We start from the raw sequence: 15,462 nt of genomic DNA, 5'->3' as shown, positions 1-15,462 counted from the left end.
ACACTGACACCGGAGGGGCGCCCCATGTTGGCACAATTTGAGATGTCGATTCCTCTGGTTGCCGCCCCGATGTCGGGCGGCCCGACCACGCCGGCGATGGTGTCGGCGGCCACCGGGGCAGGTGGGCTGGGCATGCTCGCCGCGGGCTATAAGACGGTCCAGGCCGTCGAGGCCGAGCTCAAGAGCGTGCGTGCCGAGGGAATCCCGTTCGGCATCAACCTGTTTGCACCCAATCCGGTGCCGGTCGACCCGGACCGCTATCGGGCTTACGCAGCGATCATCCAGAAGGAGGCCGAGCAGTTCGGCCTGGCTCTGCCTGCCGAGCCTATCGAGGACACCGATCGGTTCGACGAGAAGATCGCGCTGCTGCTCGATGACCCGGTGCCGATGGTGTCGTTCACGTTCGGCATCCCGCCGCGCAGCGTGATCGCAGCGCTGCAGCAGGCCAAAACCGTGGTGGTCCAAACGGTGACGACGGCGCAGGAGGCGCTGCAAGCCCGGGATGCCGGCGTGGACATGCTGGCCGTACAGGCTGCCGTCGCCGGCGGGCATTCCGGCACCCTGACACCTCTGCGGCCAGTGCAGCCGGTCCCGATCGTCGACCTGGTCGAACAGGTCACCGCGACGGTGCCGCTGCCGGTGCTGGCCGCCGGTGGGCTGGCAACACCCGAAGCGGTGGCCGACGTGATCCGCGCCGGTGCCGCCGCGGCCGTCGTCGGCACTGTTCTGCTCCGTGCCACCGAAAGCGGTGCGTCGGCAACCCACCAGGCGGCCCTCACCGATCCCGCTCGAACCGAAACGGTGCTGACTCACGCCTTCACCGGACGACCCGCCCGCGGACTGCGCAACACGTTCATCGACAACCACGAGGAGCAAGCACCGTTCGGCTACCCCGCGATCCACCACCTGACGAGTCCGCTGCGCAAAGCCGCCGCGGCGGCGGGCAAGCCCGACTACGTCCACCTGTGGGCGGGGACGGGGTACCGGCACGCCACCGCCGAACCCACCGCGGACATTCTGCGGCGGCTCGCCACCGATCTGTGAGAGCCGGCGGCGGCCGGACTCAGTTGCTCAGGTACAGATACCAAAGACCGTCGGAATGCTGGACACAGGAAAAGTGTGTCCAGGTGCCGGGGTGGACGACCTCGACATGCGGGCCGTCCGCCATACACCCAGCCTCCGTCGCATAGTTGCCTTCGACGAGGATCTCATCCGCGTTGCTGACCCCCACCCCGGTGGTCATCGTTGCCGAAAACGCCAAGATACCTGCAGCGATCAATTTCTTCACAGAATGCCTCCTGCTCGCGCCCACCCCCTGGATCCCGACGCCAGAGTTTGCTGAGCACCGACGTTACCGATTGGCAATCGTCGACGCAATGCCGAGGTTGATGCGGACTTCGCGATTGTGCAGCAAAGAACTCGCATTGGCTCTGGCCGGTTGCTCGCCTCGCTCATCAGCCCTAGAAGGTGAACCGGTTCAGCGTGTCATAGGGGCCGAACGGCGAGGCATTGAAGAATCGGTATATCCACCGCACGACGGTGCTGTCGATCTTCTCGTAGCCGGCCTGTGCCGGTGTCTGTTCGACCAATCGCAACCGTGGATCCCAGGTTTCGATGTCACGGGCGTTACCGATGCCCCACTTGATGATGCCCCGGGTGAGCACTTTCGAGAGCAACGGCGCCAGCGCCGAGAGGGTGTCGAATTGCAGCTCTCCACCAGCGAATCGGTCCAACACACGTGCGAACAGCGCGCGGACGGCACTCTCGTCCACGTACATCAGCAGGCCCTCGGCGACGACGAGTGTCGGGTGGCCGGTGGGGATCTGATCAAGCCAACTCAACTCGGTGACCGACGAGCCGATCATCTTGTAACGCTCGGTTTCGTCGTAGAGCCGCCGGCGAAGCCCGATGACGCTCGGCTGGTCGAGGTCGAACCACAGCACGGCCGGCGGGACGTCGAGGCGCAAGAACCGGCCGTCGAGTCCACAGCCCAGGTGCAAGACGACCGCGTCGGGGTGGTGTGACAGGAAATCGGCACACCACACGTCGAGCTGCTTGGCGCGCAGCGCGACCAGGTACTGATTGGACGCCGGCAACGAGTTCCGGTGTATGCGTTTGAAGTCGTAGTCGATCCGGTCGACGGCCTCCGCCGCGGTGTGGTCGCCCAGAATCGGATGCCGGGAACGGCTTTCGTGAGCACGCAGATACAGCGTCACGAGGTTCGTCCACTCCACCGAGCCCCAGCGGACCGAACTGAAATCAATCTTGCCCGTCGTCACAGTCCCCTCCTGGTTAGCGGCCTACCGATAGCGAAGCGCATCCGGGCCATGATGGCCACCCCCAGAAGTACCGGCAGACAAACTGGTCACGGTCGCCTAGTGGCCTCGGAGCCACGAGTAGACCATCCGATCGCCGCTGTGCTCCGAAGAACTGTCGAGCAACGGTTGTGGCGGGCGACACCGCCAGGCCGAGAAAGGGGCCTTCGATGCGACAGGTGACGTTCAAAATGGTTGCCGCTGGCGACGGTTCACCACCGACCTCGACCGGATACTGCTACTACCTGGTGGCCCACGCGGTCGCGACGGTCCTGCTGCTGCTGACCCTGGTCGCCGCGGTCTGGCAATTCATGGACTGGGTCGTCACGCCGTCGTGCCTGGAAGCCAGTTCAGGATCGTCGTCAGCGGTGGCGGTGGCTGCGGGGACCACCGCACCGCTGACGGACAAGCCGGTACCCACCGCCGCGCCGGTCTGGATCCGCACCGCGGCACACACCGAAACCGCGGCCGCTTTCAAGGCCGACTCCGGTGACTGCCCCTGCCCGAAGAGTGGCAAGTGAGCCGTCAGAAAGCCTCGGGATCCTGCTGGACGGCTGTCGGCACCGGATGCTGGTACAAGCGCGACGCGTTCTCCCAGGTGAACTTGCGAATCGCGCCCGGGGGCAGATCACCGATCTCCTCGTGAATCGTTTGTTGCGTGTGCGGCCAAGTGGAGTCGCAGTGCGGATAGTCGGATTCGAGCATGATGTTGTCCACACCGATTCGGTCGCGCTGTACGAACGAGGACTTGTCCTCCACCGCGCAGAACCAGAAGTTGCGGGTGAAAACCTCTGCGGGAGTGAGCTTCTCCCCCAGCGCCTGCCAAGTGCCGTACATAGCGTGGTAGCTGAGCATGTGGTCGAGACGATCGAGCAGGCCTGCCACCCAGCCGATTCCGCCTTCGGACAGACAGATTTTGAGATCCGGGAACCTGCTCGGCAATCCGGAGTACAGCCAGTCCACGGCCGCCGAGATGGCGTAGGCGAAGAACAGCACACCCGCTACGTCCGGCGGAGCGTCCTGTGTGGTCGACGGGGAGGAACCCGACGATCCGATGTGCAGATTCACCACCGTTTCGGTCTCGGCGCATGCGGCCATGATCGGATCCCAGTGTCCTGAATGGATACTCGGCAACCCGAGCATGGCAGGGTTCTCACTGAACGTCACCGCGTGAAAGCCGCGCGCGGCGTTCTCGCGGATCATCTCCGCACCCAGTTGGGGGTCCAGCAGCCAGGGCAACTGGCAGGGAATGATCCGTTCGGGATACGACCCGGCCCACACCTCGAGGTGCCAATCGTTCCAGGCCCGCACCGCGGCCAGGGCCAGGTCGCGATCCTTGGTCACCTGCTGCAACCGCTGGCCGGCAAAGCCAGGCAGGAATGACGGAAAATTCAGCGACGCGTAGATGCCGTTGAGGTCCATGTCCTTGACACGCTCATGAATATCCCATGCGCCCCTGCGCATTTCGTCGAATCGGACCGGCTCGAAGCCGTACTCGGCAACAGGGCGCCCGACTACGGCGTTGAACCCGACGTTGGGCAGTTCCTGATTGTCGTAAACCCAGGTTTGCCCGCCGCTGTCGGTGTCGACGACCCGCGGCGCGCGGTCGGCGAATTTTCGGGGCAGCCGGCCGGTGAAGGTGTCCGGGGGTTCCACGATGTGGTCGTCGACCGAGATCACCGTGTAGCGGCGTGGTGAACGCGGCGGATCCGGCAGAAACGTGACCGACCGCTCGTCGCCGGTCTTGGCGGTCGTGAAACTCAGATCGGCGGCCAGCTCGTCAATTGATTTCATGGCGCAATCTCCTTCCACGTCGGCCGGCGGTGATATTTGCCGAGCTCAGCTGAGTACATCGGGATCCGCTTTGATCGCCATCCGTGCCGCGCCAGCCCAATACACGGCAGCGGCGCGCTCGATCAGGGACCGCTGCATGCCCGCCATGTCGGACCAGTTCATCGCGACCGGCTCCTTGCCGGTGAGCATGACGTCGTAGGCCAGCTTGCACACGCGTTCGATTGACGCCGCCCGGTATACCGCCTCGGGCAGGTTCCGACCCGTCGCTATGACGCCGTGGTTGGCCAGAATCGTGAGGTTGGCACGGCCGATGCGCGCCGCGAGGTCGGCTGCCCGGTCGGGGCTGTCGATCTCACCGTCGTATTCGCCGACCAGGCACAAGTCGTCCAGGAACAACGCGCCGGTCTGGTGCACCAGCTCGGGCAGCCTGCCCAACGCCGCGAGCACGCAGACGTAGTACGGGTGATTGTGAATGACCACCCGGGCGTCCTCGCGCACCCGGTGCAGCTCGGTATGAATGTGGATGGCCGGGGTGACGTCCCACCGACCGCTGACCACTCGAGCTTCGCTGTCTACCAGGCAGATATCGGATGCGGTGAGTTCCTGCCACCACAGTCCCCACGGATTGACTAACATGTCGGATTGCCCGTCGAGCTGCCAGGTGATGTGTCCGGCCATGTTCTCGGCGAACCCGATGCCGGCCAGATGCCGGAAGGCAACGGCGAGCGCCTGTTCGTTGGACAACTCGACCCCGATCGGGGGCACCACCGACGGCGCCCACACCTGCAGGCCACCTCGTCGTGGATCATGCGTGTTCATGGCCGGCCTCCATCTTTGCTCGAATATCTTGGCGGAGTACGCCTTTGGCGATCTTTCCACCGGACGACCGGGGTATTTCGTCGATGACGATGAGGCGTTCGGGCAGCAATTCCTTGGAAACCCCCAGCGCCAGCAGATGGTCGACGAGTGCGGGCAGGTCGAGGGTCGCGGAATCGGCGAGTTCGGCATAAAGACAGACCTTTTCGCCGAAGACCGGATCCGGCATCGCCACCGCCGCGGCCAGCGCGATTGCGGGGTGAGTCATCACGGCGTCCTCGACCTGTGATGCGCTGATGTTCTTGCCGGCCCGCAGGATGAAGTCGGAGGTTCGGCCGGTGACGGTCAGATAGCCGTCGGCGTCGAGCTCGCAGATATCGCCCATCAGCATCCAGCCGTCGCGAGTGAACAGCTTGTCGTGGTCGGTACCCCCGAGATAGCCGAGGCTGGTCGCCGGGCCTCGGCACGCGGGCTGACCCCGTCCCGTCGCGGTGACGTCTTGATCCCCGTCGAAGAGCCGGACCGCCATTTCGGGAACGATCCGGCCGCCGGTGCGCAGGCGACGATCCAGCGGATCGTCCACGGTTGTCGCACTGAGCAGACCGGTTTCGTTCGAGCCGTAGAACTGCAGGATCTTCGCGCCGGTGAGCTTTTCGAATTCGACCGCAGGCCGGTAGGGAATCGCCTCACCGCCGGTGAAAACGACACGCAGCGAGCTCAGGTCGTAATCCCTGGACGCGCGGTCAGCCATCAGCATCGTCAATTGCGAACTCACACAACATAGTACGGTTACTTTGTGCCGGGCTATCGCTTCACACGCCGCGCGCGCAGTGAAGCGCTGCAGAATCACCGCGGTGGCACCGAGGTAGATCGGGGTGGTGTGGCTGGTCCATATTCCGAAGCCGAAGGGCATCGGGATAACCGGCAGAAACACGTCGTCGGACGTCAATTGCCCGTTGGCGACGGCCTTCTGGTGAAAGTAATGCCACCGATTCTGCGTATGCACGACACACTTGGGTAGGCCGGTGGTCCCCGACGTCGAGTTGATCAGGAAGACGTCGTCGGGGCCGAGTCGAGATCCGGCGGGGAGCGCCTTCGGGGGCACTTCACTGTTCAGGCGCGGCGCCCCGGCTTCCTGTGCCAAGACCAGTAAGGACACCGATGACTCTGTGGTGGCCCGCGCCGCATCATCGCTGCGCTTGGGGTCGCTGATCAGGATCTTCGGTGCCGCGTTGCGCAGCAGTGCGCCGACCTCACGGGTACCGGCGCGCGCACCGATGCCGACGACGACGCCGCCACAGCGCTCGATCGCGACGAACAGCACGTGTATCGCGCTGGAGTCCCCGTGCCACACCGCAATTCGGTCACCGCGCGTAACGCCGATACCGGCCAGTTGGCCTGCCAAATTATCTGCCGCAGAGTCGAATTCGTGCCATGTCAGCGAGGTGCCGGGTTCGTCGGAATAAGCGAAGCGCTCCGGTGATCGTTCGGCGTTGCGCCGCACCGCGTCCGACAGTGTCGAATCGGACCACCATCCGGCCGCGCGGAACCGGGCCGGGTCGTCGTCGGTGAATGCCGGCGAGCCCTCGGTATTCAGCTCACCGGCGCTCATGACCAAATGATAGGAAACCTATGCGGGGTCCGGATGGCGGGCTGGCCAGCTATGGGTTCCGCGGCAATGGAAGAGGATCTCCCGGACCGTGCACAAGACGCGGCGGGCGCTTCGGGGGCGGCGGCCGGTCGGGATTGATGGGCCCACAATTCAGGCCGCTGATGCAACCGCCACCGCCACCGACGGGTTTGACCCGCAGGACGCCCCCAGTATCCCCGGCAGGCGCGGGAACCACGCTCGACGACGGAACGGCAGTGCTGTTTGGCGACTCGTCAACCGAACCAATCCCACCGACCGCCACCGCAAGTACCGCCGCGGCGCCGCACAATGCGGCCAGCGTCTTGCCCATGTGATTTCCCACAACGGCCATTCTAGGCGCGGGTGCGCCGTTACTACGGAAGACGCGGAGGATTGGTTACCGGTGGAGGCCGGTTCGGGAATGTGTAGGGCCGTAATGCGGCCCACAACGCGCCTATCATTGCCGGGGTGTGGTCGGCACTGCAAGGCAAACAACTGGGGCCGGGCCTGCTGTGCGGCGCGGCCGCCGGCGCGGCGGGCACCACCACCTTGAATGTCATCACGTACCTCGACATCGCGGTGCGCGGCCGTCCGACGAGTAGCACCCCCGAACGGACCGTCGAAGCCATGGCGAGGTTGGTCGGCCTCACCGTTCCCGGTAGCGGCGACGTGCTCGCCAACCGAATCTCGGGTCTCGCGGCGCTCACCGGATATGCCGCGGGGATTGGGATGGGCATCGTGCTCGGGCTGGCGTATGCGTTGGGCTGGCGACCCGGCCTCGTGGTCGCCACGCTCGTCGCGTCGGTCATCGCTCTGGTCGGCACGAACGGACCGATGACCGTTCTCGGGGTTACCAACCCGCTCACCTGGAGTGCGGTCGACTGGATCAGCGACCTGATTCCACATCTGGGCTATGGCGTGGTCACGGCCCTGGTGTTGCACTACCTCGCACCGCTTTGCCGGCCCGCGGGCCGCTAGCCCTGGACCGTGGGCCGGATAGTGATGTCCCCGACCTCCACTTCGTAGGGCTGCTCGACGGCGAACGCGACGGCGCGTGCGACGGCGTCCGGCGCAATACCGACCTCGCTCATCGCGCGCCGGATCTGCTCGCGCAACGCGACGTCGTCGATCGACCTGTCGAGTTCAGTGTCGACGAAGCCCGGCGAAATCGATGTCGTGCGGACCACGCCATCGGTCGACTCTTGGCGCAGACCTTCCATCACCGTGCGCACCGCGTTCTTGGTCGCCGCGTACACCGCCATGGTCGGCACGATCTTCAGCCTGGCCGTCGAGACCGTCGTCACGAAGTGCCCGCCGCCCTGCCGGCGAAACACCGGCAGTGCCGCGGCGAAGCCGTGCAGCACCCCGCGAAGGTTGACGTCGATCATTGCCGCCCAGCCGTCGACGTCCAGGTCGGAGATCGGCCCGATCTTGCTGATTCCGGCGTTGCTCACCAACACGTCGAGGCGACCGAACCGGTCGACGGCGGTACCGACGAGCCGCTCGAGATCCTCCCGACGGGCGACGTCGACCCGGCAGCTGACGGCCTGTCCCCCGTGATCGCCTATCTCGCCTGCGATCTCGTCAAGACGTTCCACGCGACGCGCACCCAGGACCACGCGTGCGCCGCGTCCGGCGAGCAGACGCGCGGTCGCCTCGCCGATCCCGCTGCTCGCCCCGGTGACGGCCACGACCTTGCCTTCGATACCCGTCATCGCTATCCCTTCCCGCCGCTGAACGCACCACTGCGCCATTGTGGCCCCGGCTGCGCGCGCCCTGCCCGAAGACGCCCGCTCGGCTACTGTCGGCCAATGCTGATCGGGTTCCTCCTCGCTCTGGGCTGCTCGGTGTGTTACGGCACCGCCTCGGTACTGCAGGCTGTCGCGGCGAGGTCGGTGGAATCCGGCGGCAAATCCGGGGTCGACGCGAAGTTGCTGCTGCGTGCTCTGCGTCAGTGGCGCTACATCGCGGGCATTGGCCTGGACGGCGTCGGCTTCCTGTTGCAGGTCGCGGCGCTTCGCCTGGTGCCCATTTACGTCGTCGCCGCAGCGCTGGCCGCCTCGATCGCGGTCACCGGCATCGTGTCGGTGTGGGTGCTCTCGGCACGTCTGTCCAGGGCTGAGTGGACCGCCGTGGGTGTGGTATGCGTGAGCCTCTTCGCGCTCGCTTGCGCTGCCGGCCCTGGCCACTTCCGGCATGGCCCGGCCGGGCTCGGCTGGGCGTTGATCGTCGTCGTCGCCGCCATCTTCCTCGTCGGCACCATCGCCGGCCGGTTGCCCGACCGCGAACGTGCACTCGTCCTGGGCCTCGGCGCCGGAAGCGGGTTCGGTGTCGTCGAAATCGGAGTGCGCCTGGTCGACGAGATCGATCCGACGAAGGCCGCGTTCTACACCAACCCAGCGCTGTACGCCGCGGCCGCAGGCGGCGCCGCGGGGTTCCTGTTGTTCACCTCCGCCCTGCAACGCGGATCGGTCACTACCACGGTGGCCGCGATGGTCGTCGGCGAAACCATCGCGCCCGCACTGGTCGGCGTGCTGTGGCTGGGTGACACCGCGCGGCCCGGTTGGGGGTGGGTGGTCGTCCTGGGATTCGTTGTGGCCGTGGGTGCCACGCTGGTCCTGGCCCGATTCGGCGAGGCGCCCAGCTCCGCGGAGTGAGCTAGGACGCCGTTCCTTCTGAAACCTGTTGTGGCGCAATGGTAAATGTCGTGCCGCGCGGTTCCCGGGTCAGCAGCACTCCACCCTCGGCGTCGGTGCCGGCGGCGATCAGTTCGCGCTTGAGGATCTTGTTGGTGGCGGTCGCCGGGAGGTCGTCGTTGATGCGCACGTAGCGTGGCCAGGCCTTCGGGGAGAGATCGCTCTGGCTGGCCAGAAATTTCTCGAGATCGGTTGGCCGCAAATCCATCCCGCGACGAAGCACCAGCGCCGCCATCACCTGGTCGCCGACCCGCTCGTCGGGTACGGCGTACACCGCGACCTGGCTGACCTGCGGCAGTCGTTCCAGGATCCGCTCAATCGGTGCCGCCGCGAGGTTCTCGCCGTCCACCCGCATCCAGTCGGCGGTCCGGCCAGCGAGGTAGATGAAGCCGTCGGCATCGCGATACGCCAAGTCGCCAGCCCAGTACATGCCGTGTCGCATCCGCTCGGCGGTGGCGTCCGGATCGTTGTAATAGCCGACGAACGGACCCGCTCCGGTGGTGTTGACAAGCTCGCCGACGGCGTCGTCGAAGTTGATCAGCGCACCGTGTTCATCGAACTGGGCGACGGCACACTCCGTCAGAGTTGTGGGGTTGTAGATGCTGACGCCGGGATAGGGCTTGCCGATCGAGCCGGGTGGGGTGCCGTCCTCGCGCACCACGATCACCGCGAACTCGCTGGACCCGAAGCTGTCCACCACGCGGCAGCCGAAACGCCTTGCGAATTCGGTGATATCGCGATCGGTTGCCTCGTTGCCGAACGCCATGCGCAGTGTCGTGTCGGCGTCGTCGGGACGCTCGGGCGTGGACAGGATCAGAGCAAGCGGCTTGCCGACGTAATTCAGGTAGGTCACGCCGTAGCGACGGACGTCCTCGATGAACCGCGACGGCGAAAACTTGGCGGGTACCATCAGCGCCCCGCTGCCGATGGCGACGGCCCAGCCGGCGGCAATGCCGTTGGAGTGGAACAGCGGCATCGCCAGATAGCAGACATCGGCGGAGGTGACGTCGTACTGAAAGACCAGGCTGGCGCCACACATGATCGCCATGCCGTGTGCGAACCGCACGGCCTTGGGATTGCCGCTGGTTCCGGAGGTGAAGATCATCATGAACGTGTCGGCGGCGGTGACCTCGCGGTGCGCGGTCAGGGGTGGCGCCGCGGCCACCGCGTCGGCGTAGCGCTCCGATCCCACATTCAGAACCTGAATTCCCTTGAGATCCAAGCCTTCCAACAAGGGTAGGTGCTCGTTGTCGATCAGAAGAATCTGGCAATCGGCGCGCTGGATATCGGAAAGCAGCGCGGCCCCGCGGCGGGTGGTGTTGAGCCCGCACAGCACGTAGCCGCCCAACGCGGCGGCGGCCATCGCGCGCAGCATCGCCGGCGAATTACCCAGTGCGGCACCGACATGCAGCGGGCGATCCGGTTCGGCGAGGGTAATGACCGCCGCCGCCTCGGCCTCTGCCTCGGCAAGGTGCTCGCGCCACGTCCAGGTCACCTCGCCGTGGGCGATCGCAGGCGTGTCGTCATGCCTGCGCAGCCGCAACAGCTGCTGAACCGTCTCCGGCACGGTCTCACTTCCCCTTTGATCTCGTCGTCAACACCAACCCGGCGTAATCGCGTTGGGCCACATCGTCGCAGTGGCGCCGATAGGTACCGAAACCGCCGATGTACGGCATGAAGGTGCGCTTCTTGCCTTCGATGTTGGCACCCAGGTACCACGACGACGCGGCCCTGGGAAACAGCGTCCGCTCGGCGGCCTCGGCCACCTGATCGGTCCACGCCCGGGCCGCGTCCAGGCGCGGCTCGATCTCGCTCACCCCCTGTTGTCGCGCGGCTCGAACCAAGTCGATGACCCAGTCGACTTGAACCTCGGCGTGCAGTACCATATTCGCCAGCACCGACGGACTCCCCGGCCCGCTGATCGTGAACAGATTCGGCAGACCAGGCACCATCAGGCCGAGGAAGGTCAGCGGTCCGTCACGCCAGATGTCCCGGAGTCGCTCGCCCCCGGGTCCGCACGGGTTGATTCGAGTCAACGCCCCCGTCATGGCGTCGAACCCGGTGGCGAAGATCAGCACATCGAGCGGATAGGTCGCCGCGCTGGTGCGTACCCCATGCGGCGTGATCTCCCGGATGGGTTCGCGGCGCAGGTTCACCAGCTGCACGTTGTCGCGGTTGAAAATGGCGTAGTACCCGTTGTCCGTGCAGATCCGTTTGGTTCCGATCGGATGGTCGACCGGGATGAGATCGGTTGCGACGGCGGGGTCGGTCACGATTTCCCGGATCCGCGCCTCGGCGAACCGCCGGGCGACGTCGTTGGCGGCCAAATCACTGGTCTGGTCGGGGAAGGTTTTGGCGAACAGAACGCCACCTTCGCGCCAGCGCTTCCACAACGCCTCTGCTTGCTCCGCGGGTTCGGTATCGACGGCGTTCTTGGGGTAGGTGCCGTGCGGTGTGCCGGCCGATGCATACGCCGAGGCCCGGCGACGCTCGGGATACTGCTCCTGGATCTCTCGTTGTTCCTCGATTGACCACGGCCGGTTGGGCATTGGGATCGTGTAGTTCGCCGATCGCTGAAACACGACGAGTTGCTGGGCTTGGTCGGCGACGATCGGCGCCACCTGGATTCCGGATGATCCGGTGCCGATTAGGCCGACCAGCTTGCCGCGCAGATCGGGATCGTCGCGCGGCCACGCGGCCGTGAAATACACCTCGCCCGAAAAGGCTTCAACGCCAGTGATATTGGGCCGATTCACCGCCGATAAGCAGCCGGTCGCGCACAACAGAAACTGTGCCGCATAGGTTTGTCCGGTCGCGGTCTGGACGTGCCAACGACCTTGATCGAAGGCGGCACCGACCACGTCGACACCGAATCGATAATGGCGACGCAGCTCGAAGCGGTCGGCGACGTGCCGCAGGTAGGCCAGGATCTCAGGCTGCGCCGCGAAGCGCTCGCTCCACTGCCAGCTCCTCTGCAACTCGTCATCGAAAGAGTAGGAATAGTCCACACTTTCGACATCGCATCGCGCTCCCGGATAGCGATTCCAATACCAGGTGCCGCCCACATCGGGAGCCGCCTCGACGCCGATCACCGACAGGCCCGACGTCGCGAGCCGGTGCACGGCATAGAGCCCGGCGAACCCGGCGCCGATCACGATGACGTCGCTTACCTCGGTCATAGCGAGCCGCCTCGGGGGGCCGGGTGCAAGAGTTGGCGCAGGTCGGCGAAGAGCAGGTCCTGCGCCGAGGTCGCGGGCCCGAAGGATGGAATGGTCATGAAGCCGTGGAACAATCCGGGAAAGTCGCGGTGCACGATCGATACTCCCGCATCGCGCAGCCGGCGAGCGTAGGCGCACCCCTCGTCGTGCAGGGGATCCAGTCCCGCGGTGACGATCACCGCGGGTGCCAGGCCCGCGTGCGAGTCCGCCCGTGCGGGGGCCACCAGGTGGGGCGGGTCCACGACCCGTTCGGCACCGACGTATTGATGCCAGTACCACTGCATCGCCGCCCGGGTGTTGAAGTATCCGGTGCGATAGCGGTGGTAACTGTCGGTGTCGAAGCTCGGATCCATCACCGGGTAGATCAGCACCTGCGCGGCAGGTTGGGTGACGCGCTGGTCTCGGCACAGGATCGCGGTGACCGCGGCGAGATTCCCGCCGGCGCTGTCACCGGCGACGGCAGTGCGCGCGGGATCGATGCCGAGTTCGGCGGCGTGCTCGATCACCCAGCAGAACCCCGCGAAGGCATCGTGCACCGCCGCGGGCGCGGGATGCTCGGGGGCCAAACGGTAGTCGACGGACACCACAACGGCCTGACTGCCGCGAACCAGGGCCCGGCAGAAGCCATCGTGGGATTCGATGTCGCAGAAGACGAATCCGCCCCCGTGGTAGAACACGATTCCGGCACGGTCCGTGGCGGGCACGCCGCGCGGGCAGTAGATGCGCACGCCGATGGGCCCCTCGGGGCCGGGTACTGCGCGGTCGGTGGTGCTCTCGACGTCATCGATGTTGCTGACCGGCGTCCGGCGGGCGGCCACCGCGGCGCGCGCCTGCGCACCGGTCATGGTCTCGACGCGCGGGAACCCCACGTTCAACTGGTCGAGCATCGCCTGCACGACATCGTCCATCTGCACCTCCGACCTCACCGTTGAGGTCACCCGGGCCGATATCGCAACAGGGTGATGCCGGCCTCGGGCAGATCGTAGAACACCGGCTGGACCCGCATGCCGATCCGGATGTCGCTGGGGTCGATGTCGACCAATTCGGTGCTGATCCGCGGTCCGGCATCCCATTGCACCACGGCGAGCAATTGCGGCACAGCATCCGCCCAGGGCGGGGCGGTGGGCCTGCGGGCAACCGTGAAGGTGTACAGCGTTCCCGCACCGTCGATTTCGCGCCATTCCAGATCATCGGCCAGAGTTCCGGGGGCGAGCGTGCGCGGATAGAACACGTAGCGGTCCAGGGAGGGCGAGTACTGCACCACGATTCGATGCTGGGCCAAGCCGTCCCAGAAGGGCTTCGACACCGGCGTGGGCTCGGGAACCGGACGGGGTTCGGTACTCAAGGCGTCAGTCCCCCCGCATGATCAGCGCGACCTGCTCGCTCATGATGCCGCCGTTGCCGGTGACGAACGCGGTGTGACAGTCCGGCACCTGGGCGTCGCCGGCTCGTCCCATGACCTGGCGCGCCCCGTCGACGACGTGATGCATGCCACCGGCCATACCGGCCTGACCGAACGACAGCTGGCCCCCGGCAGTGTTCAGCGGAAAGTCACCGCGGTAGGTCAGGTCATGCCCGGCGACCCACGACATGCCGTCGCCCTTGGCGCAGAAGCCGGCATCCTCCAGGCTCATCAGCACCGTAATCGTGTAGCAGTCATAGATGGAGGCGATATCGACATCGGACCGATCCAGCCCGGACATCGCAAATGCCTTCTCGGCGGCGCGTGCGATCGGGGTGTGCAGCAAGTCCTCGGCATAGGTGGGCGTCTTGAACGCGATGTGCTCGCCAAAACCCTTGATCCACACCGGGCGGTGACGGCTGCGGCGGGCGATGTCAGCATTGGCAAGCAGAACGCCCACTCCCCCGTGAACGCGCATCACCGTTTCGAGCATGTGGATCGGATCGGCGATCATCGGGCTGGCGAGGACGTCGTCGACGGTGATCGGGGTGCCGTGGAAAACCGCGCCGGGATGCGCACAGGCGTTGGTGCGCTGGTCGACCGCGATCTTGGCGACCGCCGCGGGGTCATAACCGAATTCCGCGGCGTAGCGCTGCGCGATCTGCGCGTATGGTGCGTTCTGGCCCAGGTTGCCGTATGGGATTTCGAACTCGGCCTGCGGCGACCCATAGTTATTCGACGATGCCCCAAACCAATTCGGCGCCGGCGCTGGGCGTTTGTCGGATTGGGGCACCGATGCGGACCCAGGTACCACGGCGAGCACGGCGTCGCAGATGCCCAGTTCGATCGCGGCGGCAGACCGCCAGATCATTCCGGCGGAGCTCGCACCGCCCAGATCGACACGTTCGCCGAAATCCAGGGGCAAGCCCAGGTACTCGCACAGCGTCGCCGGGGCGAACATCGTCGATTCCGCCACGCCATGGGTCAGCAGACCGTTGATGTGGGACGGATCGACGCCGGCATCCTCGACGGCCATCTTCGCCAGCAGCGCGTACTGGTCGAGGGTGAACAGCGGCGGACCTGCCGCACGACGCTGCGCCGGCAACTCCGCGATGCCGACGATCGCCGCCTCGCCCCGCAGTCCGGTCACGACGGCGTTGCGCGCAGCGGCAGTTCGACCGTCGCGGTTCCGGGCATCAGGACAGTGTCGCCGCGGCGGCCACTGATCTCGAGATCCACCAGGCCGGCACCGTCCGTCAAGCGTTTGCCGGTGACCATGGCACCGAACGTCAGCGATTGGCCGGGCGACGCGGTGGCCCGGTTTTGCACCGAGAAGCAGACCAGACGACCGCGCCCGCCGATCCAGTCGCCGAGCGCGCGGGCCAGCAGTGCCGCCTGAAGCGGGCCGTGCACCAACACGTCGTCGTAGCCCTCCACATCGCGGGCCCACTGTTTGTCGTAGTGGATGCGGTGACCGTTGTACGTGGCGGCGCTGAAGAAGAACAGCTGAGTCTCGTCTGTGGTGACGGTCAGCGTGGGAATACGCTCGCCGACGCCGACGTCCTCGTAAAACACCTGTCCAGTCATCACG

Annotated in this window: 16 protein-coding genes; 4 read left to right on the top strand and 12 right to left on the bottom strand. The window is 66.0% G+C overall.

Features of this window, described 5'->3' with window-relative positions; genetic code table 11:
• The first annotated feature begins 24 nt into the window (after positions 1-24).
• Positions 25-1,044 (top strand): nitronate monooxygenase, encoded by a 1,020-nt coding sequence (locus tag AAHS21_RS10630; RefSeq protein ID WP_342927632.1) that lies wholly within the window; start codon positions 25-27, stop codon positions 1,042-1,044.
• 19 nt (positions 1,045-1,063) lie between these two features.
• On the opposite strand, the gene AAHS21_RS10625 is transcribed toward AAHS21_RS10630, so the two are convergent.
• Together AAHS21_RS10625 and AAHS21_RS10620 are read right to left on the bottom strand one after the other, a co-directional pair.
• Positions 1,064-1,288 carry a hypothetical protein gene (locus tag AAHS21_RS10625; protein WP_330979245.1) on the bottom strand — a complete coding sequence of 75 codons (225 nt, stop codon included), beginning with the start codon at positions 1,286-1,288 and terminating at the stop codon, positions 1,064-1,066.
• Between the two features lie 172 nt (positions 1,289-1,460).
• The gene (locus AAHS21_RS10620; protein ID WP_342927631.1) at positions 1,461-2,279 is read right to left on the bottom strand and encodes a class I SAM-dependent methyltransferase; all 819 of its coding nucleotides are present in this window, start codon (positions 2,277-2,279) and stop codon (positions 1,461-1,463) included.
• A gap of 206 nt (positions 2,280-2,485) precedes the next feature.
• Between AAHS21_RS10620 and AAHS21_RS10615 the strand changes: the two genes are divergently transcribed.
• Complete coding sequence (locus AAHS21_RS10615; protein ID WP_342927630.1) at positions 2,486-2,836, top strand: hypothetical protein; 351 nt, start codon at positions 2,486-2,488, stop codon at positions 2,834-2,836.
• 4 nt (positions 2,837-2,840) lie between these two features.
• Here the strand turns inward: AAHS21_RS10615 and AAHS21_RS10610 are convergent, their stop codons facing one another.
• Genes AAHS21_RS10610 through AAHS21_RS10600 form a run of 3 tightly spaced genes read right to left on the bottom strand, consistent with a single transcriptional unit; the run spans position 2,841 to position 6,537 of the window.
• Entirely contained in the window at positions 2,841-4,109 is a 1,269-nt protein-coding gene (locus AAHS21_RS10610; RefSeq protein ID WP_342927629.1) for an amidohydrolase family protein, read from the bottom strand.
• 45 nt (positions 4,110-4,154) lie between these two features.
• Positions 4,155-4,928, bottom strand: a complete 774-nt coding sequence (locus AAHS21_RS10605; protein ID WP_342927628.1) for a class II aldolase/adducin family protein — start codon at positions 4,926-4,928, stop codon at positions 4,155-4,157.
• Positions 4,915-6,537 (bottom strand): class I adenylate-forming enzyme family protein, encoded by a 1,623-nt coding sequence (locus tag AAHS21_RS10600; protein WP_342927627.1) that lies wholly within the window; start codon positions 6,535-6,537, stop codon positions 4,915-4,917. The genes AAHS21_RS10605 and AAHS21_RS10600 overlap by 14 nt, the downstream gene beginning before the upstream one ends.
• Before the next feature lie 486 nt (positions 6,538-7,023).
• Here AAHS21_RS10600 and AAHS21_RS10595 point away from each other — a divergent pair, with 486 nt between their 5' ends.
• Positions 7,024-7,533 (top strand): hypothetical protein, encoded by a 510-nt coding sequence (locus AAHS21_RS10595; RefSeq protein WP_342927626.1) that lies wholly within the window; start codon positions 7,024-7,026, stop codon positions 7,531-7,533.
• Here AAHS21_RS10595 and AAHS21_RS10590 read toward each other — a convergent pair.
• Entirely contained in the window at positions 7,530-8,270 is a 741-nt protein-coding gene (locus AAHS21_RS10590; RefSeq protein WP_342927625.1) for an SDR family oxidoreductase, read from the bottom strand. The two genes, AAHS21_RS10595 and AAHS21_RS10590, sit on opposite strands and share 4 nt — an antisense overlap.
• A gap of 96 nt (positions 8,271-8,366) precedes the next feature.
• Between AAHS21_RS10590 and AAHS21_RS10585 the strand changes: the two genes are divergently transcribed.
• Complete coding sequence (locus AAHS21_RS10585) at positions 8,367-9,212, top strand: DMT family transporter (RefSeq protein WP_342927624.1); 846 nt, start codon at positions 8,367-8,369, stop codon at positions 9,210-9,212.
• Position 9,213: 1 nt separating this feature from the next.
• On the opposite strand, the gene fadD1 is transcribed toward AAHS21_RS10585, so the two are convergent.
• Genes fadD1 through AAHS21_RS10555 form a run of 6 tightly spaced genes read right to left on the bottom strand, consistent with a single transcriptional unit; the run spans position 9,214 to position 15,458 of the window.
• On the bottom strand, positions 9,214-10,818 hold the full coding sequence (gene fadD1, locus AAHS21_RS10580; protein ID WP_342927623.1) for a fatty-acid--CoA ligase FadD1: 1,605 nt from the start codon (positions 10,816-10,818) through the stop codon (positions 9,214-9,216).
• Positions 10,819-10,822: 4 nt separating this feature from the next.
• The gene (locus AAHS21_RS10575; RefSeq protein WP_342927622.1) at positions 10,823-12,430 is read right to left on the bottom strand and encodes an NAD(P)/FAD-dependent oxidoreductase; all 1,608 of its coding nucleotides are present in this window, start codon (positions 12,428-12,430) and stop codon (positions 10,823-10,825) included.
• Entirely contained in the window at positions 12,427-13,377 is a 951-nt protein-coding gene (locus AAHS21_RS10570; RefSeq protein ID WP_342927621.1) for an alpha/beta hydrolase, read from the bottom strand. Before AAHS21_RS10570 ends, AAHS21_RS10575 begins: the two co-directional genes overlap by 4 nt.
• A gap of 26 nt (positions 13,378-13,403) precedes the next feature.
• Positions 13,404-13,814 (bottom strand): OB-fold domain-containing protein, encoded by a 411-nt coding sequence (locus AAHS21_RS10565; RefSeq protein ID WP_342927620.1) that lies wholly within the window; start codon positions 13,812-13,814, stop codon positions 13,404-13,406.
• Between the two features lie 4 nt (positions 13,815-13,818).
• On the bottom strand, positions 13,819-15,021 hold the full coding sequence (locus AAHS21_RS10560; RefSeq protein WP_342927619.1) for a thiolase family protein: 1,203 nt from the start codon (positions 15,019-15,021) through the stop codon (positions 13,819-13,821).
• A complete protein-coding gene (locus AAHS21_RS10555; protein WP_342927618.1) occupies positions 15,018-15,458 on the bottom strand; it encodes an acyl dehydratase in 441 nt (146 codons plus the stop codon). The genes AAHS21_RS10560 and AAHS21_RS10555 overlap by 4 nt, the downstream gene beginning before the upstream one ends.
• Positions 15,459-15,462 lie beyond the last annotated feature (4 nt).

It is taken from the genome of Mycobacterium sp. 050272 (assembly GCF_039023525.1).
Lineage (GTDB): Bacteria > Actinomycetota > Actinomycetes > Mycobacteriales > Mycobacteriaceae > Mycobacterium.
Note: the sequence above shows the minus strand (reverse complement) of the source record. Positions and strands in the feature narration are given on the sequence as shown.